Here is a 16,618-nt window from a genome sequence, read left to right on the forward strand (position 1 = left end):
CTCTCTACGATTCACTCTCACTGCGAATTACGGCAAAACAAGCACACTTTTATTGCATAGCGTAGCCTTATTAATTTCCTTTATGTCGACTGGCAAAATAAGAAGCGATTCGTTCCGCCGGGCGCCCGGCTTCGACTTTCAGCCGCTCAATGGCCGGCTGTTTCTCCCGTTTCCATGCTTCCACGCCGTTCCACAGCCGCAAGGTTGCTTCAGCCAGCGCGTTCGCATCGGGCTTCTGGGTACTGCAAGCGGCTTTGATCCCGAGACGATTCAAAAATTGATCGATCTTTGGATCATACGACAATCCGACCATAGGGACGAATTGACCGGCGGCATAAATCAAGGAGTGAAGACGCATTCCGACCAACACCTGGCAGGAAGCAACCTCCGCCAGCATATCCTGCGGATGGGCGATCGGAGGGGTTATGCTCATTCGCTCTTTGTAGAGTCCCCCCATATGTTCCATCACATACAAGGAAGCTTGCTCGTCGGATGGCAAATGAAACGGCAGGAAACGAATGTGCGCGTCCGATTGCTCCAATACAAGCTTAAGCGCATCGGCAACAGCCTGGAGCTCCGAGCGGTCTTCGTTCCAGAATCGGACGGATATCCCAATAACAGGCTTCTTAGGCGTGTCGCCTTTTGGGGAGCGTTGTTCGCGAAGCGATAGCCCCATCACCGGATCCGGTACCACTTCAACCCGGTCCGCAGGAACCCCCATTCGCCCCAACAATGCTTTCGATTCGTCGTCTCTAACGGAAATAAACGCGCATCGATTGAAAGCCGAACGAATCCATCCGTAGAAAAACGGCCGATGCACCGGACCGATGCCTTGAGAATAAATAAATACGGGCTTTCGAAGCCATTGAGCAAGCCGGATAATGGCAATGTAGTACGGGATCGTTTTCGTTCCCGTTTCATCCTGCAGCAGACTGCCTCCTCCGCTTATAAGCCCGTCGGCTCCGCGCAGCGTCCGCCATACCTCCGCAGGGCGCATCCGGTGAGCGGCTTCGACGCCGTAGGTTCGAGCCGTCTCCTCGGGGTTTATGGACAGAACGACAGGGACGAATGTTACGCCCTGTCGTTCTCCTTGTTCCTTCAAAGCCAGCAGAATCGATTGCAGCACGGCCTCGTCGCCGCTGTTGTGGAATCCGTAGTAACCGGACAATACTATTCGCTTAACCGGGGTACCCAACGCTGCCAACTCCTTGCAATAATTTCCCAGACCACAATCAAAACGGCTCCGATCAATAGGCCGAAAGCCAAACCATATACGACGCGAATCGACGAAATGACGAGCGGTGTATGCAGATGCGCGAACGTATCTACGACCGAAGCTTGTCCAATCACGCCGATCAGAACCAGCAGAAGCGCGCTCCGGTACTTATAGCACAAGTAAGCTCCCAGCAGGAACAAAGGATGGGAGATCATAAACTCCTTCGTGCGCGGTCGTACGCCGAGCGTATTTTCCAGGAAAGATCGGAAATATCGTTCGAACGATGATGCCTGCCCCTCGTTGCCGGTACGCGAAATGTAGTAATAGCCGGCTGCGGCAACGACTACAGCGACAATGACCCATAAAACACGGATATTCGCGTGAAGGAAGCCTTGAATTCGCCGCACTTTATCCCGGTAAGAAGTCCCATCGCTGAACACCAGCCAGTACAGAACCGTGAGTGCGATCGGAGCCGCATGCAGGATACCGACGCCGCGGAATTGTTCCAGTACCAAAGAATACGTGATTTGATTCAGCAGCCCTACGATAAATAGAGCGCCGATTAGGGAAAGAAGGGTTGTCCGCAGAAGCAGTACGATTGTGAACAACCACTTGTTACCATCCCTGCGGTCTAGCTTATTCCGTGCCGCTCGGATCGCAACCATGATAGCGAGAGTCGGCGCGCAGGTTCCTGCGCCAAGCGCCAGCGCTTGTGAAAATAAACTGTTGTTCCACACATACATCCCTGCAGAGCCCACCAATCCGAGCAAAAAGACAGCTAGCGCAAGCTCTGGGACGAAGTAAGAGATCGTCAGCGCAATTAAGGCGACGGCTCCAATCGACAACAGTGCCTTGGCGACCGGCTGCCAGCCTGAATGCACCGGCACAAACGCCGTTGCCGGCCCGGTCTGATAACCTACCTTATGAATCTGTGGAATGGCTCCGTCCGGCCCCTTCAACGTCAAATAAATCGAATCGAGCGGATGAACGATTTTCCCTTTGTCCGTACTCTTTACCGCTTTGGCATGCAGGAAAATCATCCGGATGTTCCGGTCCTTCACCGCCAGCAAAAACCGGTCCGCATAATCTTGAATGCGGCCCTTCAACTCTTCCGGAGTAATATTCTCCGTGAGCTTCTGGGAGTCGGATTCCGTGAGCGGATGAAGACGGACCACGTTGTAATCGATCTTCTTCGCGATACTGTTGAAGCCGCGCGGCGGCGTCTTTTGGTACAGGGCTTCGGTCGAGGCCAAGCCGATCTGGTGCTTTTTCATAAGCTCGGCCATCAAATCGAGATTATGCAAGTCTTTGTCGCTAACGAAACCGGGTACGGTCTCGCCGTCGATAATCATTCGCTTCACTCCGAGAGCCTTCAGTCTTCCCAGCAGCTCATCCATGCGGGCCTCATCAAAAGCCCGCCGGTTGGATAGCCGGATGACAATCGTGTACCCTTTTTCCTTAAGCATCTGCAAAGTGATCGGATCCGGGTCCATCGTTTTCAACAACGCATCTTCCATCGCCATCTCGATGATCAGGCCCGGCTGATTTTTATAGCTCCACGCTCTCGTGTTTACATTCAATTCGGCAAACGCCTTTTGAATCATCGGCTGAAGCTGCTGCTCCGATTCTTTCTCCGCAAACAAAAGATACGTATAGTTTTCATTCGGCGAAATGGGCGTCTGGGTCAAAGCGGACGCTTCATGCGATGTAAACAGCTCAATGCGACGGCTCAGCTTCAGCTCGTTGAGAGTCGCTTCATAGACAGCCATGGATTGAATTCCACGCTGCTTCATCTCGTCCAACTGCTCCAATACGAATTTGCGGGGGTCCGTTTGCAAATCGGATATTTCCAGCAAATTGCGGTAATCGAAGACGAACTCTACCTTTCGTCCCGTTTTCTGCTCCGTCTCATTCCGCTCGAACGCTACGGGGATGGCAGCCAGCATCCCAAGGATAACCAACCACCATAACCATTTAAGCGCCCGTTGATTCCATTTCATGTACGTTCCCTTCAACACTGCCCACTCCCAAAGTTAGTTGTGATTGTCCACGCGGGACATAACTGTCTGAACCAGTTGTTCGATCGCTTCGGAAGCGGCCTGCGCGGAGGTGCCTCGAACGGCAAAGTATACTTTGATCTTCGGCTCCGTGCCCGATGGGCGGAGGCAGAACCAAGAATCGTCTTCAAGCGTATATTTAAGGACGTTTTCCGACGGAAGTCCGTACAATCCTTGAGAGAAGTCCTCAACCTTAACGACCCGCAATCCGTTAAGCACTTCCGGCGGGGCGCTGCGCCAATCACTCATGATGCTTTGGATTTTCTCGACGCCATCCTTGCCTTTGAGCGTGCGCGATTCGAGCTTTTCCAAGAAGTAGCCGTGACGCGCATACAGTTCCTGCAGAACATCGTACAAGGTTTTGCCTTGGCTTTTGTAATAAGCTGCAGCTTCGCAGATCAGCATCGACGCGATTACCGCATCCTTGTCGCGCGCATAGTTGCCGGCGAGATAACCGTAGCTTTCTTCGTAGCCGAACAAAAATTCGGCTTCTCCGGTCCGCTCGAACTGTGTCATTTTTTCGCCGATATATTTGAAGCCTGTCAGCGTGTTCAATACTTTAGCCCCATAATGCTCGGCAATGACCGCTCCCATCTCGCTGGTGACGATCGTTTTGATCACGATGCCGTTAGCCGGAAGCTCTCCGCGCTCTTTGCGGCTGCTGAGCAGGTAATCGACCATAATCGCGCCGGACTGATTGCCCGTCAGCACGAAATATTCGCCGTTCGCATCCTTCACAACCGCACCCATCCGGTCGCAATCTGGATCCGTTCCGATAATGATGTCGGCGTCCGTTTTCTTGGCTTCGTTAATGGCCAAAGTGAACGCTTCCCGTTCCTCCGGATTCGGCGATTTTACCGTTGAGAAGTTAGCGTCCGGCTGTTCCTGCTCGGCAACCACCTGCACCTGATCGAAGCCGATCCCGGCCAATGCCGCGCGCACGGATAAATTGCCCGCTCCATGCAGCGGTGTGAATACGATGCGGAAGTTATCGCTCGTCTGCTTCACCAGCTCCGGGTTACGGCTGATGGCCGTGACCGCACGAATGTATTCGGCGTCCACCGCCTCGCCGATCCATTGAAGCAAACCGGCGCTTTCGGCCTCGGCGCGCGATTTTCTCTTTACGTCGGCAAACGACTGTACCTTACGGATCTCAGCAATGACTTGCTCGGCTTGCTCCGGAACAAGCTGTCCGCCATCGTTTCCGTATACTTTATATCCATTATATTCGGGAGGATTGTGGCTTGCCGTGATAACGATGCCGGCGTCGGCCTTCAAATACCGGACGGCAAATGAAAGCTCCGGCGTCGGACGAAGCGATTCGAACACGTACGCTTTGATTCCGTTGCCTGCCAGCACCTTAGCCGCTTCAAGCGCAAATTCGGGCGACTGGTTCCGGGAATCGTAGGCAATCACCGCGGAAAGCGATGCTTTGCCGGAAGCAAGCATGAACTGCGCGAGCCCTTGGGTGGCACGGGCTACCGTGTACGCATTGATCCGGTTCGTACCGGCCCCAATGACGCCGCGCAGGCCCCCGGTACCAAATTCCAGATCGCGGTAAAAGCGATCTTCGATTTCTTTAGGATCCCCCGCAATTTGTCGAAGCTCTTCTTTGGTGCCCTCGTCAATTGCCGGATCCTTCAACCAAAGCTCGTATTGCTCTTGCACATGCTTCCCCGTATTCATTATTCCATCTCCTCTACCCGGAATTTTATGTATTTATGTCAATTATGATCGGTATTTTTCTCCTGAAGCGCGAACATGATTTCGCCTTCCGCGACGACTTTATCATCGACTTTGGCCGTTGCCTGCCCCTTGCCGATAATGCCTTTCGATCGTGTAATCATGACCTCTAGCCTTAACGTATCTCCCGGCTTCACTTGACCGCGGAACCGAAAATTGTCGATCCCTGCGAGCAACCCGATTTTCCCACGGTTTGCTTCCAGTTGCAATAGGGCTACGGCACCGACCTGCGCAAGAGCTTCGACAATCAGCACCCCCGGCATGACGGGAAATCCCGGGAAATGTCCCTGGAAAAACGGTTCGTTGATTGTTACGTTTTTAATACCTACGGATTTCACGCCCGGTTCAATTTCTACTATGCGGTCCACTAACAAAAACGGGTAACGGTGCGGAATAATCTTTTGAATTTGAACGGCATCTAACAAGGCAGATGCTCCTTTCCTGGGTGAGTATAAAAACGTCTGGTTCAACTTACAATACAAATGTCCCTTCATGAGCTGCAGCAGTGAAGGTTGATATAAGGGAGCTTATGTGCGGATTTGCCGGTAAGGTGAATCCAGGCATGAGCTCTTTTTATTTCGAAAAGGGTCCCCTTAGGAATGTAAGCCGCGTTTGTTCAACAGCTTGAACTGAAGAATATAAATAATAGAGGTGACGAACGATACGGCGATGACAAACCATAAATACGCATGAGCGTATGGAAGTTCGAAAACGATCAGCAGAATGGCAACATAATACAAGACGGTCGTCAATTTACCCATCGCATTCGCCGGAACGGTCTTTTTGCCCCGAAAGTGAAAAATTGCTGATCCCACGATCATGCCCGCGTCCCGTAAAAACATGGCTCCTGCAGCTTGCCACGAAATCATCTGGGAGAAAACCAGCGACAAGATGACGGTGATCATCATCAGCTTGTCCGCGAGCGGGTCCAACATGCTGCCAAGCTCGGTGACCAAATTTCGTTTCCGTGCAATGTAGCCGTCCAGTACGTCAGTAAGCCCTGCAATAAGCAGGACGAAAAAGGCGCTTTTGATATATCCTGCTCCAAACACCACGAGGTAGACGGGAATCAGAACAAAGCGGCATACGGTCAGTACATTGGGCAAGTTCCACACGAAATAGCGTCCCCCTCTGAGCCGCTTACGTTATCGGCGCAGCTCGATTCTCTCTCTATAACGCTTCCCATCCATACATTATACCTTTATGAGGAAAAAAATAAAACTCCCTACCCGGGAGTTTACCATTACGTATCAGCAAAGATCAAATCAAACACATGACGCCACGTATTTAAATTGAAAACCTCTTGCAAATCTTGCTTTCCTATATAAACGTACCCGATCGCAAGCCCTACTAAAAGCGCCAGTATGCTAGTGAACGGAATCCACGTCCACTTCAGGAACGTAAGAACCGCTTTTTTCCATCTTTTTGATTCCGCAGGCGCCTCTTTTCGGTTATCGCTCAAGTTCCCTACCTCGCTTTGCGTAATGCCGTTAGCCACGCAAGTTGTTGGCCAAGTTCATCATTTGATCGGACGAAGATACTGCGCGGGAATTCAACTGAAACGCCCGCTGAACCATGATGAGCTCAGTCATTTCGTCTGCAAGACTGACGTTCGACTGTTCCAAAAAGCCCTGGCGAACCGTAATCGGGTCAACCGTGTTGTTCCCCGTCGTTACGGGATCCAAGATGTCGTCCCGCTGCTGTGCAGTAATATCGGAAGGCAATCCGAACACGTTATCGCCGAGCTGCTGCAAAAGCTGAGGGCGAACCACGCGTACCATTTTGATTTGTCCGACCGGAACCGCCTCCGCATTAGGATCCGCTTCATCATGGGCCAGAATCGTCCCATCCGCTTGAATTTGTATCTGGTGGTTGTTCGGCACGCGAATCGGATTGTTGTCTGCCCCCATCACGTAATGACCATCCTTCGTAGTCAAAATCAAGCCGTCAGGGTTTTGCGGATCGCCCGAAGGCGACAGCTCGAAGGAACCGTCTCGCGTCCAACGGGTTTCTCTAACCGGATTGCCCGCTGCATCCACGGAAGCGGTGGATATTTCAAACAGTCCCGCCCCTTCAATCGCCACGTCAAGCGGGTTGTTCGTTGGCTTCAGCGAGCCTTGACTCATATTCAATTGAGATGACGCAAGTTTGGCCCCCCACCCTTGGTTGTATCCAAGGGGCGTAAGCCGGCCTTCTTTTTGAAAACCGCGGGGCTGCTGCTTCACGTTGGTCAACACGTCTTGAAACGAAGCTTCCCGGCGTTTATAGCCCGTATTGTTGACGTTGGCCATATTATTCGCAAGCAGATCGAGCTTTTGCTGAAGCGCATGCATCGAAACGGATGAATTGATCATCGAATGATTCACGTGAACTCCTCCTGTAAGGGGTGTTTCTCAGCTGGACGAGCTATATGTAATGGCAGATTAGACGCGGCCGATTTCGTTGGCTGCTTTCTCCATGCTTTTATCGTAATACTGAATCATCTTTTGGTTAGCTTCATAAGCCCGTAAAGCCGACATCATATCGACCATGGACTGGCTGGAATCAACGTTGGAGCGCTCGACATAGCCTTGCCGCACTTCAACCTGGTCTTGAGCGTCAATCGGCCGGAACGCGCCTTGATCCTGAGCATTTAAGCGGTACAGCCCGTTGCCCTCGCGGACCAATTGGTTCGGATCTTCCACCCGGGTAATAAGCAGCGTCAACGGTTGTCCGTTCGCCCCCAATATCGACTGGCCCTCTGCATTGGTGAACTGTCCCGTCCGGGTCATACGGAAATTCGTGACCGGCGTACCCGCATCCATCAGCACGATAGGTTGTCCATCGCGTCCTAACACCGAATGGCCCTCGGAATCGATCAACCGTCCGTTCGCATCCAGCGAAAATTTGCCGTTCAGGGAATAGCGCTGTTCGCCGGCCGCGTTCAAGATCGTAAAGAAAGCTTGGGGCTGAATCACCCGCTGTCCGTTCTGATCCACGTACTTGCCTGAGCTGTCAAAGCGGGCGCCCGGCACCTGAATATCCGAAATCAAGGCAAAGTCAAAAGGGTTCTTCGTTTCCTGAATATCGCCTTGCGCATGCAGAGAAACGTTCTCCTCCGCCATAACCCCCGTATTAATCCGGCCGACAGGCACCGAACCCGGTTCGCCCTTGCCGCTGCGCACCCGGGAAATCAGAATTTCCGGGAACGACCGATTAATTCCGTTGCCGCTTTTAAAGCCGGGAGTGTTGAGGTTGGCAATATTATTGGTAACGATATCGTGCTTGCGCTGCTGTGCGATCATGCCGGAAGCGGCGGTATACAGGCCTCTTAACATCGATTGGTTACCCTCCTAAAATTTGCGCTTGGTTACTTTATCCAGGTTGTCCAACATAATGCCGGTCCCTTTTACAACGCAATGCATCGGATCTTCCGCAATCAGGATGGGCACCTTAAGCTCGTCCGCCAACAATTGATCGATGCCGTGCAGCATCGCGCCGCCGCCGGTCAAAATAACGCCGCGGTCGATAATATCGGCCGACAGCTCCGGAGGCGTGCGCTCCAACACGCTCTTGGCTGCCGCCACGATGGACGATACCGGCTCCCACAGCGCTTCTTGAATTTCCTGCGAATTGATGGTCATCGTCAACGGCAGTCCGCTCACCATATCTCTGCCGCGGATATCCATCGTCTCGCGCTTGCCGTCCGGATGTACCGTCCCGATACGGACTTTAATATCCTCGCTTGTTCTTTCACCGATCAAGAGCTTGTACTTGCTTTTGATATATTTCATAATGGCAGAGTCGAACTTGTCCCCTGCGATTTTAATAGAAGAGGAGGTAACGATGTCGCCCATGGACAATACGGCCACATCCGTCGTACCTCCGCCGATATCTACGACCATGTTGCCGCTCGGTTGGAAAATATCCATTCCGGCGCCGATGGCCGCAGCCTTGGGCTCTTCTTCCAAAAACACTTCGCGCGCCCCGCTCCGTTCGGCCGCTTCCCGAATGGCCTTTTGCTCTACCGACGTGATGTTCGTCGGAGCGCAGATCAAAATACGGGGGTGACTGTACCAGTTCTTCCCGCCGACTTTATTGATAAAATACTTCAGCATCATTTCCGTTATTTCAAAGTCGGCAATAACGCCGTCCCGAAGCGGACGGATCGCCACAATATTGCCGGGCGTCCGGCCAACCATGCGGCGCGCTTCTTCGCCCACGGCCAGCACTCGCTTTATATCGCTTTCGATGGCGACGACGGACGGTTCATCCAGGACAACGCCCCGACCTTTCACATGAATCAGGACGTTCGCAGTCCCGAGATCTATGCCGATATCCTTGCTTAACATTCCTATTGATCCTCCCTAGCCAACCGTCCATCCTTATTGTAAAAGAAGTGGCACTTCTATTATATACGTTACTTAGGTAAATTCGCCATGTATTTCAAAATTCCTCTTTTTTTTGAACGATTTTTCGACAAATATCGCTTCGTTTCCGGCCGGTTCGGGAGAAGGGGCGTACCGTCAGCGGCGCGGAGGCCCGTTTGCATCCAAGGGCTATAGGCCTACCTCCGCGTTGGGAAATACAGCTCACGGTACGGCTGGGAACGCGCCCTGCAACGGGGCAGGTTTACTTAACGGTAACGAGCTTCTCTTGCGCCTTCGGGCTGCGGGTTTTCCGGTATTTAATCTTGGTGGCCTCTCCCCCGCGCAGGTGACGGATGGACTTATGATATTCCAAAATATGCTTCACCTGATTGGCAAGCTCCGGATTAATCTCCGGTAGACGTTCCGTCAAGTCTTTGTGCACCGTGCTTTTGGAAACGCCGAATTCCTTGGCTATGGTGCGAACCGTATGCTTGGTCTCCACCAGGCAGCGGCCTATCTTAATGGTTCGCTCTTTGATGTAATCGTGCACTCCCCTCGCCTCCCTACTCGAGTTAGTTTGGTACATTATATGAGGGGCGCACGCTTATATTCTTTGTTTCGGAAGGCTGACAAGCCCGCAGCGAACAATTATTTCAAGGACAAGCGTGTTTTCGCAAGAGATATTCGTCCCGCGAAAACAAAAAGGCAGAGGAGCGATCCCCTGCCTGCTGCTCTGCCGATATTAATGATCTCCGAGGTATTGCTCCGGATTAACCGCCGGGCCGCCTTGACCTTGACGCAATTCGAAATGCAAATGGGTGCCTTGGTCTTTTTCCAGCTCGTTGCGTCCCGCCTTGGCGATGACGTCGCCCTTCTTCACTTCGGCGTCTTTGGCGACCTTGACTTCGGCCAAGCTTTGATAGACCGAAACAAGCCCGTTGCTATGCGTAATTTCCACCAAGTTGCCGACGACCGGATCTTTTTGTACCGCCGTGACCTTACCGCCCATAACGGCCAATACGTCAAACGCTTGATTGTCGTGTCTTGCAAAATCCATACCCATATGCGGGGTGAAGGTGTCGCCGTATTCGACCATCGCGGCTTGCCGCACTTCGTTCGACGCTTTGTTATCGAAGAAAGGAAGCACGACATCCAGTTCGCTGCGTTCTTTGACCGGCCATTGCATCGTTTCCTGTTTAGCGTTGGTAGCTACCGCGTCGGTACCCGAGACGTTTCCTGTGACCGTACCGGACTTCGTAGCATCAAGACTGACGTTTTTGTCAGGCTTCGTGATGCTCGCCCCTTGGTACCACCACATTAACGTTAAGATGATTGCCGCAGCTGCCATGTACGTTGCCGGAAATACCCACTTCTTGGCGAGCAATCTTTTCCAGGATGACGCTGTGCCGCTTTGGGCTCCTTCGGTAGATTTAGGAGCTTCTTCTTGGACCAAATCTCTTTTTTGTTCACTCATTTGTATATCACCTCGCTAACCATTCTTGCCAGGTTCGCGAGATTTATACGCGGGAAAACCTATTTTATTAGAAAGTTTTTCCTTTCAATAGATTGGAAGCACGGTCGATGGCTATGCCGGCATAATAGTATTTGACAATGTCCTCCGCCTTGCGTCCTTCCATCGCCATTCCGTTGGCGCCCCATTGGCTCATCCCTACGCCATGCCCGTAGCCGAATGTCGTAAACCGCCATTTCCCCCCGCTCCATGACCATTGAAACTGGCTGGAATTCAGTCCGAGCTTCTCTCGAACCTCTCTTCCGGTAAATAGCTTTCCGCCAATAGACAGCTTCTTTATGCGATTTCCTTGGCTCTTCTCTATTACCTTGATGCCGAGAGGGCTTCCGGCCGATACCGGCACAGCGCCGGGCAACCCCAGCTTGCGGTGCAACTCCTTGGACGTAAAAGCTACCGTCTCTTTATAACGGGGCGACAGCTTGGCATCCCAAGGGCTCGGTACGCTTCGCAAATACGGAACGTTGAAATTCCAGTAGTCTTCCGAATTTTCCGTATACCCGTTGCTGGTAGAGAAAAAGCTCGCTTCGATCGGTTTCCCTTGATAGGTTAGTACGAGATCCCTTGTTTCCTCTACCGCCCGTTTCAGCTTGTCCATGCGGGAGAGGAACGCGTCGTCGCCCCAACGCTGCTTTAGCTCCTCGTCGGTGACGTAAGCTTGATGGCTGATCGTATCCGTTACAAGCGCATTCGCGTCGGGGACATTGCTCTGGTCGCCGTCGAGCAGCCTTCGGACGATATAGGTGCGTCCGGCTATCGCTTGGGCTTTGAGCGCTTCCGGCTCAAATTCGATGGGCATCTCCGCCGCGACGACGCCCCTCACATACTGCTCGAGGGCCATTTTCTCCGTTCGCTTCTCCTTTGCCCGGTAAACGGGAATAAGCAGTTCGTCCTGCTGCCGGGCTGCGGACGGCAGCTCTGCAGCAGCAGGCGGTGCTGGTTCCGGCTCCTTTCCGGGCCCCGTGCGTACGAGCAGGCCGGGTACCAGCACGACGACAGCTGTGAAGCTGGCCAGCCATACGGCCAACCAACGAATCCAAGATTGTTGCGTCCGGGTCAGCTTGTACTTCATCAACGGGTTCCTCCATCTTTTGTCGGCTCTCAAAAATCAGGCGCTGCGGCTGCAGGTAACACCATCTTATGAACCGAAAAGATAGAATAGAACCTCAAAAGAAAGAGAACCGGCCCTTTCCGAATGAAAGAGTCGGTTCCCGTTCCAAGAGAATAGAAGCCATAAGCGTTAAGCGAGGCTTGGCTGCACAGCGAACAGCGGGAGCGTTTGCTCCTCTTCTTCCGTATCGACGATCTCGACAGGAATCCGGCGGATGTCGGCCCCCAGCGCACTGAGCTTCTCGGCAATATTTACATAGCCCCGGTCAATGTGATGAATGCCGGTAATCTCCGTATCGCCGTCGGCCGCAAGCGCGGCCAAAACAAGCGCCGCTCCGGCACGCAGATCGGTCGCGCACACCTTGGCCCCTTGGAGCTTGCTGCCGCCGCTGACGACCGCCGTACGGCCCTCCACCTTAATCTGCGCATTCATGTTTAACATTTGCTCCACATGCATAAAACGGTTTTCGAAAACCGTCTCGGTAACCAGGCTGGTCCCGTCTGCCATCAGCAGCAGGGCCATCATCTGCGACTGCATGTCGGTAGGGAAGCCGGGATAAGGCAGCGTTTTAAGATCTACCGCTCGGAGAGGGCGATCCGTATACACCCGGAGGCCGTTCTCATCTTCTTGAATTTGCACGCCCATCTCCTGCATCTTGGAAATGACCGGACGCAAATGGTCGCCGATCGCTCCTTCGATGTACAAATCGCTGTTCGTGATGGCGGCGGCAATCATATATGTACCTGCTTCAATGCGGTCGGGAATGACCGTATGTACTGCGCCGGTGAGCTGCGATACGCCGTCGATGCGGATGATGCCTGTACCCGCTCCGCGGATTTTGGCACCCATCGCGTTAAGATAGTTCGCCAGATCGACGATCTCCGGCTCCTTGGCGGCGTTCTCAATTAAGGTCGTGCCTTCGGCAAGCGCCGCGGCCATCATAATGTTCTCCGTCGCTCCAACGCTGGCGACATCGAGGTACACCTTGGCACCCTTTAATCGTCCGCTCACTCTCGCTTCGATATACCCTTGGCCGAGCTCGATCTCCGCGCCCATCGCTTCGAAGCCTTTCAGATGCTGGTCGATCGGACGGGTTCCGATAGCGCATCCTCCGGGCAGCGATATACGCGCTTGGCCGACACGGGCTAACAGCGGACCCATGACCAGAAACGACGCCCGCATTTTTCTTACCAGATCATAGGAGGCCTCGCACGTATCGATCTTGGATGCATCGATGCGGACCGTTTCATGTTTATATTCAATCTTGATTCCCAGACTTTCTAGCACCTTGTTAATGACAAGGACGTCATCCAGGGGAGGCGCGTCGTGAATGACGCTGACTCCATCCGTTCCTAAGATCGAGGCTGCGATGATCGGCAGGACAGCGTTTTTCGCGCCGTTTATTTTGACCCTGCCGGATAGCTTTTTGCCGCCGCGGACGATTATTTTGCTCATCATGATCCCCCTCCGCGTAATTTCTGCCTGCGGTTTCATAGTCCTTTAGCCGGTCACGATACCATTCGTGGCCCGAGCGGATTTTCTAACGGTTGTACTAACCATTGTTGACAACATTCTCCTCGGTTATTCGAAAAAAAGTTTTTTCAGAACATTCCGGAGAACCAAGTCGACCACTCCAAATAGTCGATCACGAACCGGGCAGTTTGATACCCTAACGCGATCGAGAGCAGGATTTGCAGCATTTTAGCTTGGGCGCTTTTGGGGCGTCTCAGCATCGTCTCCAGCTTCAGCTCCTGCAGAGCCCACCAAGAGACGCCGATGAATACCAGGACGACCACAATGTTGATCATCCCCTTTAGTCCCATCGACGCGCTCATTTGATCCAAATAATCCATGGAAAAAGCATTCCCCGCTTTCACCGCAGTGTCCCGCCGGTCCGGAAGAGCCGTATTGGCCGCTTCCGGACCCGGTTTATTTCAGAATCCCCATCAGTAGCTGGACAAATTCGGCCCGGGTCGCCTGCTGCTCGGGCCGGAACGTGCCGTCCGCATAGCCGCCGACCAGTCCTTCGGCTTTCATCTGCTTGAGCAGACCGACGCCCCAATACTCTTCATCCACGTCGGTGAACGGAAGGGCGCCTCTTCGTTTGCCCGTCATGTTCATGCTGCGTGCCAGCATCGCCGTCATCTCCATGCGAGTGACCGGCTGATCCGGCGCAAACGTCCGGTCCGGGTAACCTTCGATAATCCCCGCCTGTGTCGCCCGGGCCACATGATCGTAGGCCCAATGCGTCTCCGGCAAATCCGAGTAGCTGACCGATTTTTGCTTCGACAGCCGGAACGCCCGCGAGATAACCGCCGTCGCTTCGGCACGGGTAATCGGCCGGTCGGGCTGGAACGTATAGTTGTCGTATCCGTTAATGACCTGTTTGCCGGTCAAATTCAAGATCGCATTCTGCGCCCAATGCCCTCGAATATCGGTATAGCCGCCGGTCAACGGCTTGGCGTTAACGAGGAGCTGATACATGCGGTTATCGAACGGCCGGTTGGAAGTCAGCTTCAGATAGTACGTCCCCGGCTTGAAGCGGCCGGACAACTCCTGAGAATCGGCTGAGCTGTTGTTCATCGAGGTCGCCATCGAATTCATCGACCCGTCGTATAAATGCATATACATGCTCACTCCGGAAGGGATGTCGCTAAGTCCGACTCGAACGAAGCTTTCCTCTTCCACCTTGAACTGGAACCAATCCACGTCGTCCGACTTATCGAGCAGGCCGTTATACGGAGTATCCATCGAGATGGCGGTCGCCTGATAAGAGCGGTTATTCGGTTCGTTCGGGTCAATCAGCTTCGCGTCGTATTCGATCGCCAGCGTATATTCGCCAACAACCGGATTCGTATAATCCTTCACATTAGCAACCCGAATATAATAGGTGCCGGGAAATACTTCGGGCAAGGAGTACGACTCCGTTGCGCCGTCGTCCCCTTCGTCGATCGTCACCGACTTCTCTCCTTGCTTTTGAACGAGAAGCACCGGGTCGATTCGCGCCGTATCGGTTGTCACATGAATGCGTAACGAGCCGGTTTGGGTAACTGGGAATTCATACCAGTCCGCATCATTGTATTGGTGGAACGTCCCCTTGACCTTCACGCTCCGGGAAGGCAGCACGTACGCTTTGAACTGGCGGTCGTTGTCTTCGTACGGGTCGCGGTAAATGTCAAAGGAAGTCGTCAGTCCGTAAGGCGTCTCCACTTTGCGGTTGCGGTCGCTAAGCTGCAGTTGAAAATAACTTCGCCCCTTCGATACTTTGAACGGAACCGTCTGGCCTCCTTGCACGGTTTTGGTCGTCAGCACGCCGGAAGCGTCCGTATGCTGCACATTCACCGATAAGCTGCTATCAAGCTCCAGCGTAACATTTACGGTTCCGTCGTAGGAAGCATCCGTAGCAAACCAGTCGTTGTCTGTACCGTCCGAGAAGGAGGCGGTAATCTTTTTACTGGCGGAGACCACTTTGGCCTGATCCTTACGGTTGTTCGGTTCGTACATGTCAGCCAAATAAGGCTCATTGAGCAATCGGTCTACCCGAAGCAAGCCGTAGCCGGTGCGCGGATTCCAGCCTTTTCCGGTTAGGTCCTCCGCGGTTTGGCGAATCCATTGGCGAATCTGATACACTTTCATCTCCGGATTCCGTCCCCACAGCAGTGCGGCCGCAGCCGCGACTTGCGGTGCAGCCATCGACGTCCCGTCCTTCGCTTCGTACGAACCGCCTGTCGCCGTCGTGAACACATCCCAGGGCGCAACGACGTCGACCTCCGGTCCCGTGTTGGACAATTCGTTCACCGCACCGTTAGCATTCACCCCGCCAACTGCGAGGACGGTAGGATACGCCGCCGGATATTTGACGCGGTTGCCTTCGTTGCCCGTAGCGGCTACCAGCAGCACGTCTCTTTCCTCCGCATACCGTACGATATCGTTCATGTAGGCGGAGTATTTATTGAGGCCGAGCGAGAGAACAACAATCTTGGCGCCATGATCGACGGCATAACGAATCCCTTCGCCGAGCTTCTGCTCGCCGCCGGACCCGTCCGCTTCAAGCGCTTTGATCGGCATGATCCGGGCGTTCCACAGCATGCCGGCAACGCCCCGGTCGTTATTTCCCACAGCACCTATGACACCCGCTACGTTGGTGCCGTGGCCGTTGTCGTCCGCCGGCGGCTGTTTCGGATGAATCAGGTTGACGCCCGGCAGCAAATTAGGCTTCAAATCAGGATGCGCCAAATCTACTCCGGTATCGACGACCGCGATAATCATGCCGCTGTTGCTCTGCGTCACATTCCAGGCTTCGTTCATATGAATTTGCTTAAGGTAAGTCTGCTTGGCATAGAACGGATCGTCCGCCTCCAAAGCATAAACCGTACCGGTGCTGGTGAGGAAAATCGTGAGGCCCAAGAATGATGAGTATATTGTATGTTTAAGATGTATGCCGTTCATCGCATTCAGAATCCTTTATCATGATTTTCTTCAGCCTAACCCCATTATCTCATTCTAAGCTTTAAGCGGAATCCCTGCAACTGGAATTGAAAACCTGAGGGCAAAGTTTCACCATTCAGACATATACGCCGAAAAACCCCGCCTTTTGCAGTGACCCCAAAAAGT

Annotated in this window: 15 protein-coding genes; all 15 read right to left on the reverse strand. The window is 53.3% G+C overall.

Features of this window, described 5'->3' with window-relative positions; all coding sequences use genetic code 11:
- Positions 1 to 70: 70 nt before the first annotated feature.
- The 15 genes from csaB to QJ48_RS05250 all read right to left on the reverse strand — a co-directional run bounded on the left by csaB (position 71) and on the right by QJ48_RS05250 (position 16,453).
- Entirely contained in the window at positions 71 to 1,195 is a 1,125-nt protein-coding gene (gene csaB, locus QJ48_RS05180; protein WP_054972581.1) for a polysaccharide pyruvyl transferase CsaB, read from the reverse strand.
- A complete protein-coding gene (locus QJ48_RS05185; RefSeq protein WP_237762817.1) occupies positions 1,171 to 3,216 on the reverse strand; it encodes a DUF5693 family protein in 2,046 nt (681 codons plus the stop codon). The genes csaB and QJ48_RS05185 overlap by 25 nt, the downstream gene beginning before the upstream one ends.
- Positions 3,217 to 3,249: 33 nt before the next feature.
- Positions 3,250 to 4,959, reverse strand: coding sequence for a phospho-sugar mutase (locus tag QJ48_RS05190; protein ID WP_054972583.1), 1,710 nt, complete (start codon positions 4,957 to 4,959; stop codon positions 3,250 to 3,252).
- A 38-nt stretch (positions 4,960 to 4,997) separates the two neighbouring features.
- Positions 4,998 to 5,441, reverse strand: a complete 444-nt coding sequence (gene fabZ, locus QJ48_RS05195) for a 3-hydroxyacyl-ACP dehydratase FabZ (protein ID WP_054972584.1) — start codon at positions 5,439 to 5,441, stop codon at positions 4,998 to 5,000.
- A gap of 168 nt (positions 5,442 to 5,609) precedes the next feature.
- The gene (locus tag QJ48_RS05200; RefSeq protein ID WP_025847708.1) at positions 5,610 to 6,131 is read right to left on the reverse strand and encodes a CDP-alcohol phosphatidyltransferase family protein; all 522 of its coding nucleotides are present in this window, start codon (positions 6,129 to 6,131) and stop codon (positions 5,610 to 5,612) included.
- Between the two features lie 128 nt (positions 6,132 to 6,259).
- Positions 6,260 to 6,478 carry a DNA-directed RNA polymerase subunit beta gene (locus QJ48_RS05205; protein WP_063858025.1) on the reverse strand — a complete coding sequence of 73 codons (219 nt, stop codon included), beginning with the start codon at positions 6,476 to 6,478 and terminating at the stop codon, positions 6,260 to 6,262.
- 28 nt (positions 6,479 to 6,506) lie between these two features.
- Positions 6,507 to 7,382: a flagellar hook-basal body protein gene (locus QJ48_RS05210; protein ID WP_054972586.1), complete on the reverse strand. Its 876-nt coding sequence runs from the start codon at positions 7,380 to 7,382 to the stop codon at positions 6,507 to 6,509.
- A gap of 57 nt (positions 7,383 to 7,439) precedes the next feature.
- Positions 7,440 to 8,333, reverse strand: coding sequence for a flagellar hook-basal body protein (locus QJ48_RS05215; RefSeq protein WP_054972587.1), 894 nt, complete (start codon positions 8,331 to 8,333; stop codon positions 7,440 to 7,442).
- A 15-nt stretch (positions 8,334 to 8,348) separates the two neighbouring features.
- On the reverse strand, positions 8,349 to 9,347 hold the full coding sequence (locus QJ48_RS05220; RefSeq protein WP_054972588.1) for a rod shape-determining protein: 999 nt from the start codon (positions 9,345 to 9,347) through the stop codon (positions 8,349 to 8,351).
- Between the two features lie 280 nt (positions 9,348 to 9,627).
- Positions 9,628 to 9,915 (reverse strand): sporulation transcriptional regulator SpoIIID, encoded by a 288-nt coding sequence (gene spoIIID, locus QJ48_RS05225; protein WP_036682840.1) that lies wholly within the window; start codon positions 9,913 to 9,915, stop codon positions 9,628 to 9,630.
- 192 nt (positions 9,916 to 10,107) lie between these two features.
- Complete coding sequence (locus tag QJ48_RS05230; RefSeq protein WP_054972589.1) at positions 10,108 to 10,839, reverse strand: M23 family metallopeptidase; 732 nt, start codon at positions 10,837 to 10,839, stop codon at positions 10,108 to 10,110.
- Between the two features lie 67 nt (positions 10,840 to 10,906).
- The gene (gene spoIID, locus QJ48_RS05235) at positions 10,907 to 11,965 is read right to left on the reverse strand and encodes a stage II sporulation protein D (RefSeq protein ID WP_054972590.1); all 1,059 of its coding nucleotides are present in this window, start codon (positions 11,963 to 11,965) and stop codon (positions 10,907 to 10,909) included.
- Between the two features lie 168 nt (positions 11,966 to 12,133).
- A complete protein-coding gene (gene murA, locus QJ48_RS05240) occupies positions 12,134 to 13,459 on the reverse strand; it encodes a UDP-N-acetylglucosamine 1-carboxyvinyltransferase (RefSeq protein ID WP_054972591.1) in 1,326 nt (441 codons plus the stop codon).
- A gap of 146 nt (positions 13,460 to 13,605) precedes the next feature.
- Complete coding sequence (locus QJ48_RS05245; protein WP_054972593.1) at positions 13,606 to 13,857, reverse strand: DUF1146 family protein; 252 nt, start codon at positions 13,855 to 13,857, stop codon at positions 13,606 to 13,608.
- Between the two features lie 76 nt (positions 13,858 to 13,933).
- On the reverse strand, positions 13,934 to 16,453 hold the full coding sequence (locus QJ48_RS05250) for a S8 family serine peptidase (protein ID WP_054972592.1): 2,520 nt from the start codon (positions 16,451 to 16,453) through the stop codon (positions 13,934 to 13,936).
- Positions 16,454 to 16,618: the final 165 nt, after the last annotated feature.

Source organism: Paenibacillus sp. A3, assembly GCF_001399685.1.
GTDB lineage: Bacteria > Bacillota > Bacilli > Paenibacillales > NBRC-103111 > Paenibacillus_G.

Bases quoted from the DNA above. Each gene is read 5' to 3' on its own strand.
- QJ48_RS05185 (WP_237762817.1), bottom strand. From the start codon at position 3,216: ATGAAATGGAATCAACGGGCGCTTAAATGGTTATGGTGGTTGGTTATC.
- QJ48_RS05190 (WP_054972583.1), bottom strand. From the start codon at position 4,959: ATGAATACGGGGAAGCATGTGCAAGAGCAATACGAGCTTTGGTTGAAG.
- QJ48_RS05215 (WP_054972587.1), bottom strand. From the start codon at position 8,333: ATGTTAAGAGGCCTGTATACCGCCGCTTCCGGCATGATCGCACAGCAG.
- QJ48_RS05220 (WP_054972588.1), bottom strand. From the start codon at position 9,347: ATGTTAAGCAAGGATATCGGCATAGATCTCGGGACTGCGAACGTCCTG.
- QJ48_RS05230 (WP_054972589.1), bottom strand. From the start codon at position 10,839: ATGAGTGAACAAAAAAGAGATTTGGTCCAAGAAGAAGCTCCTAAATCT.
- spoIID (WP_054972590.1), bottom strand. From the start codon at position 11,965: ATGAAGTACAAGCTGACCCGGACGCAACAATCTTGGATTCGTTGGTTG.
- murA (WP_054972591.1), bottom strand. From the start codon at position 13,459: ATGAGCAAAATAATCGTCCGCGGCGGCAAAAAGCTATCCGGCAGGGTC.
- QJ48_RS05245 (WP_054972593.1), bottom strand. From the start codon at position 13,857: ATGGATTATTTGGATCAAATGAGCGCGTCGATGGGACTAAAGGGGATG.
- QJ48_RS05250 (WP_054972592.1), bottom strand. From the start codon at position 16,453: ATGAACGGCATACATCTTAAACATACAATATACTCATCATTCTTGGGC.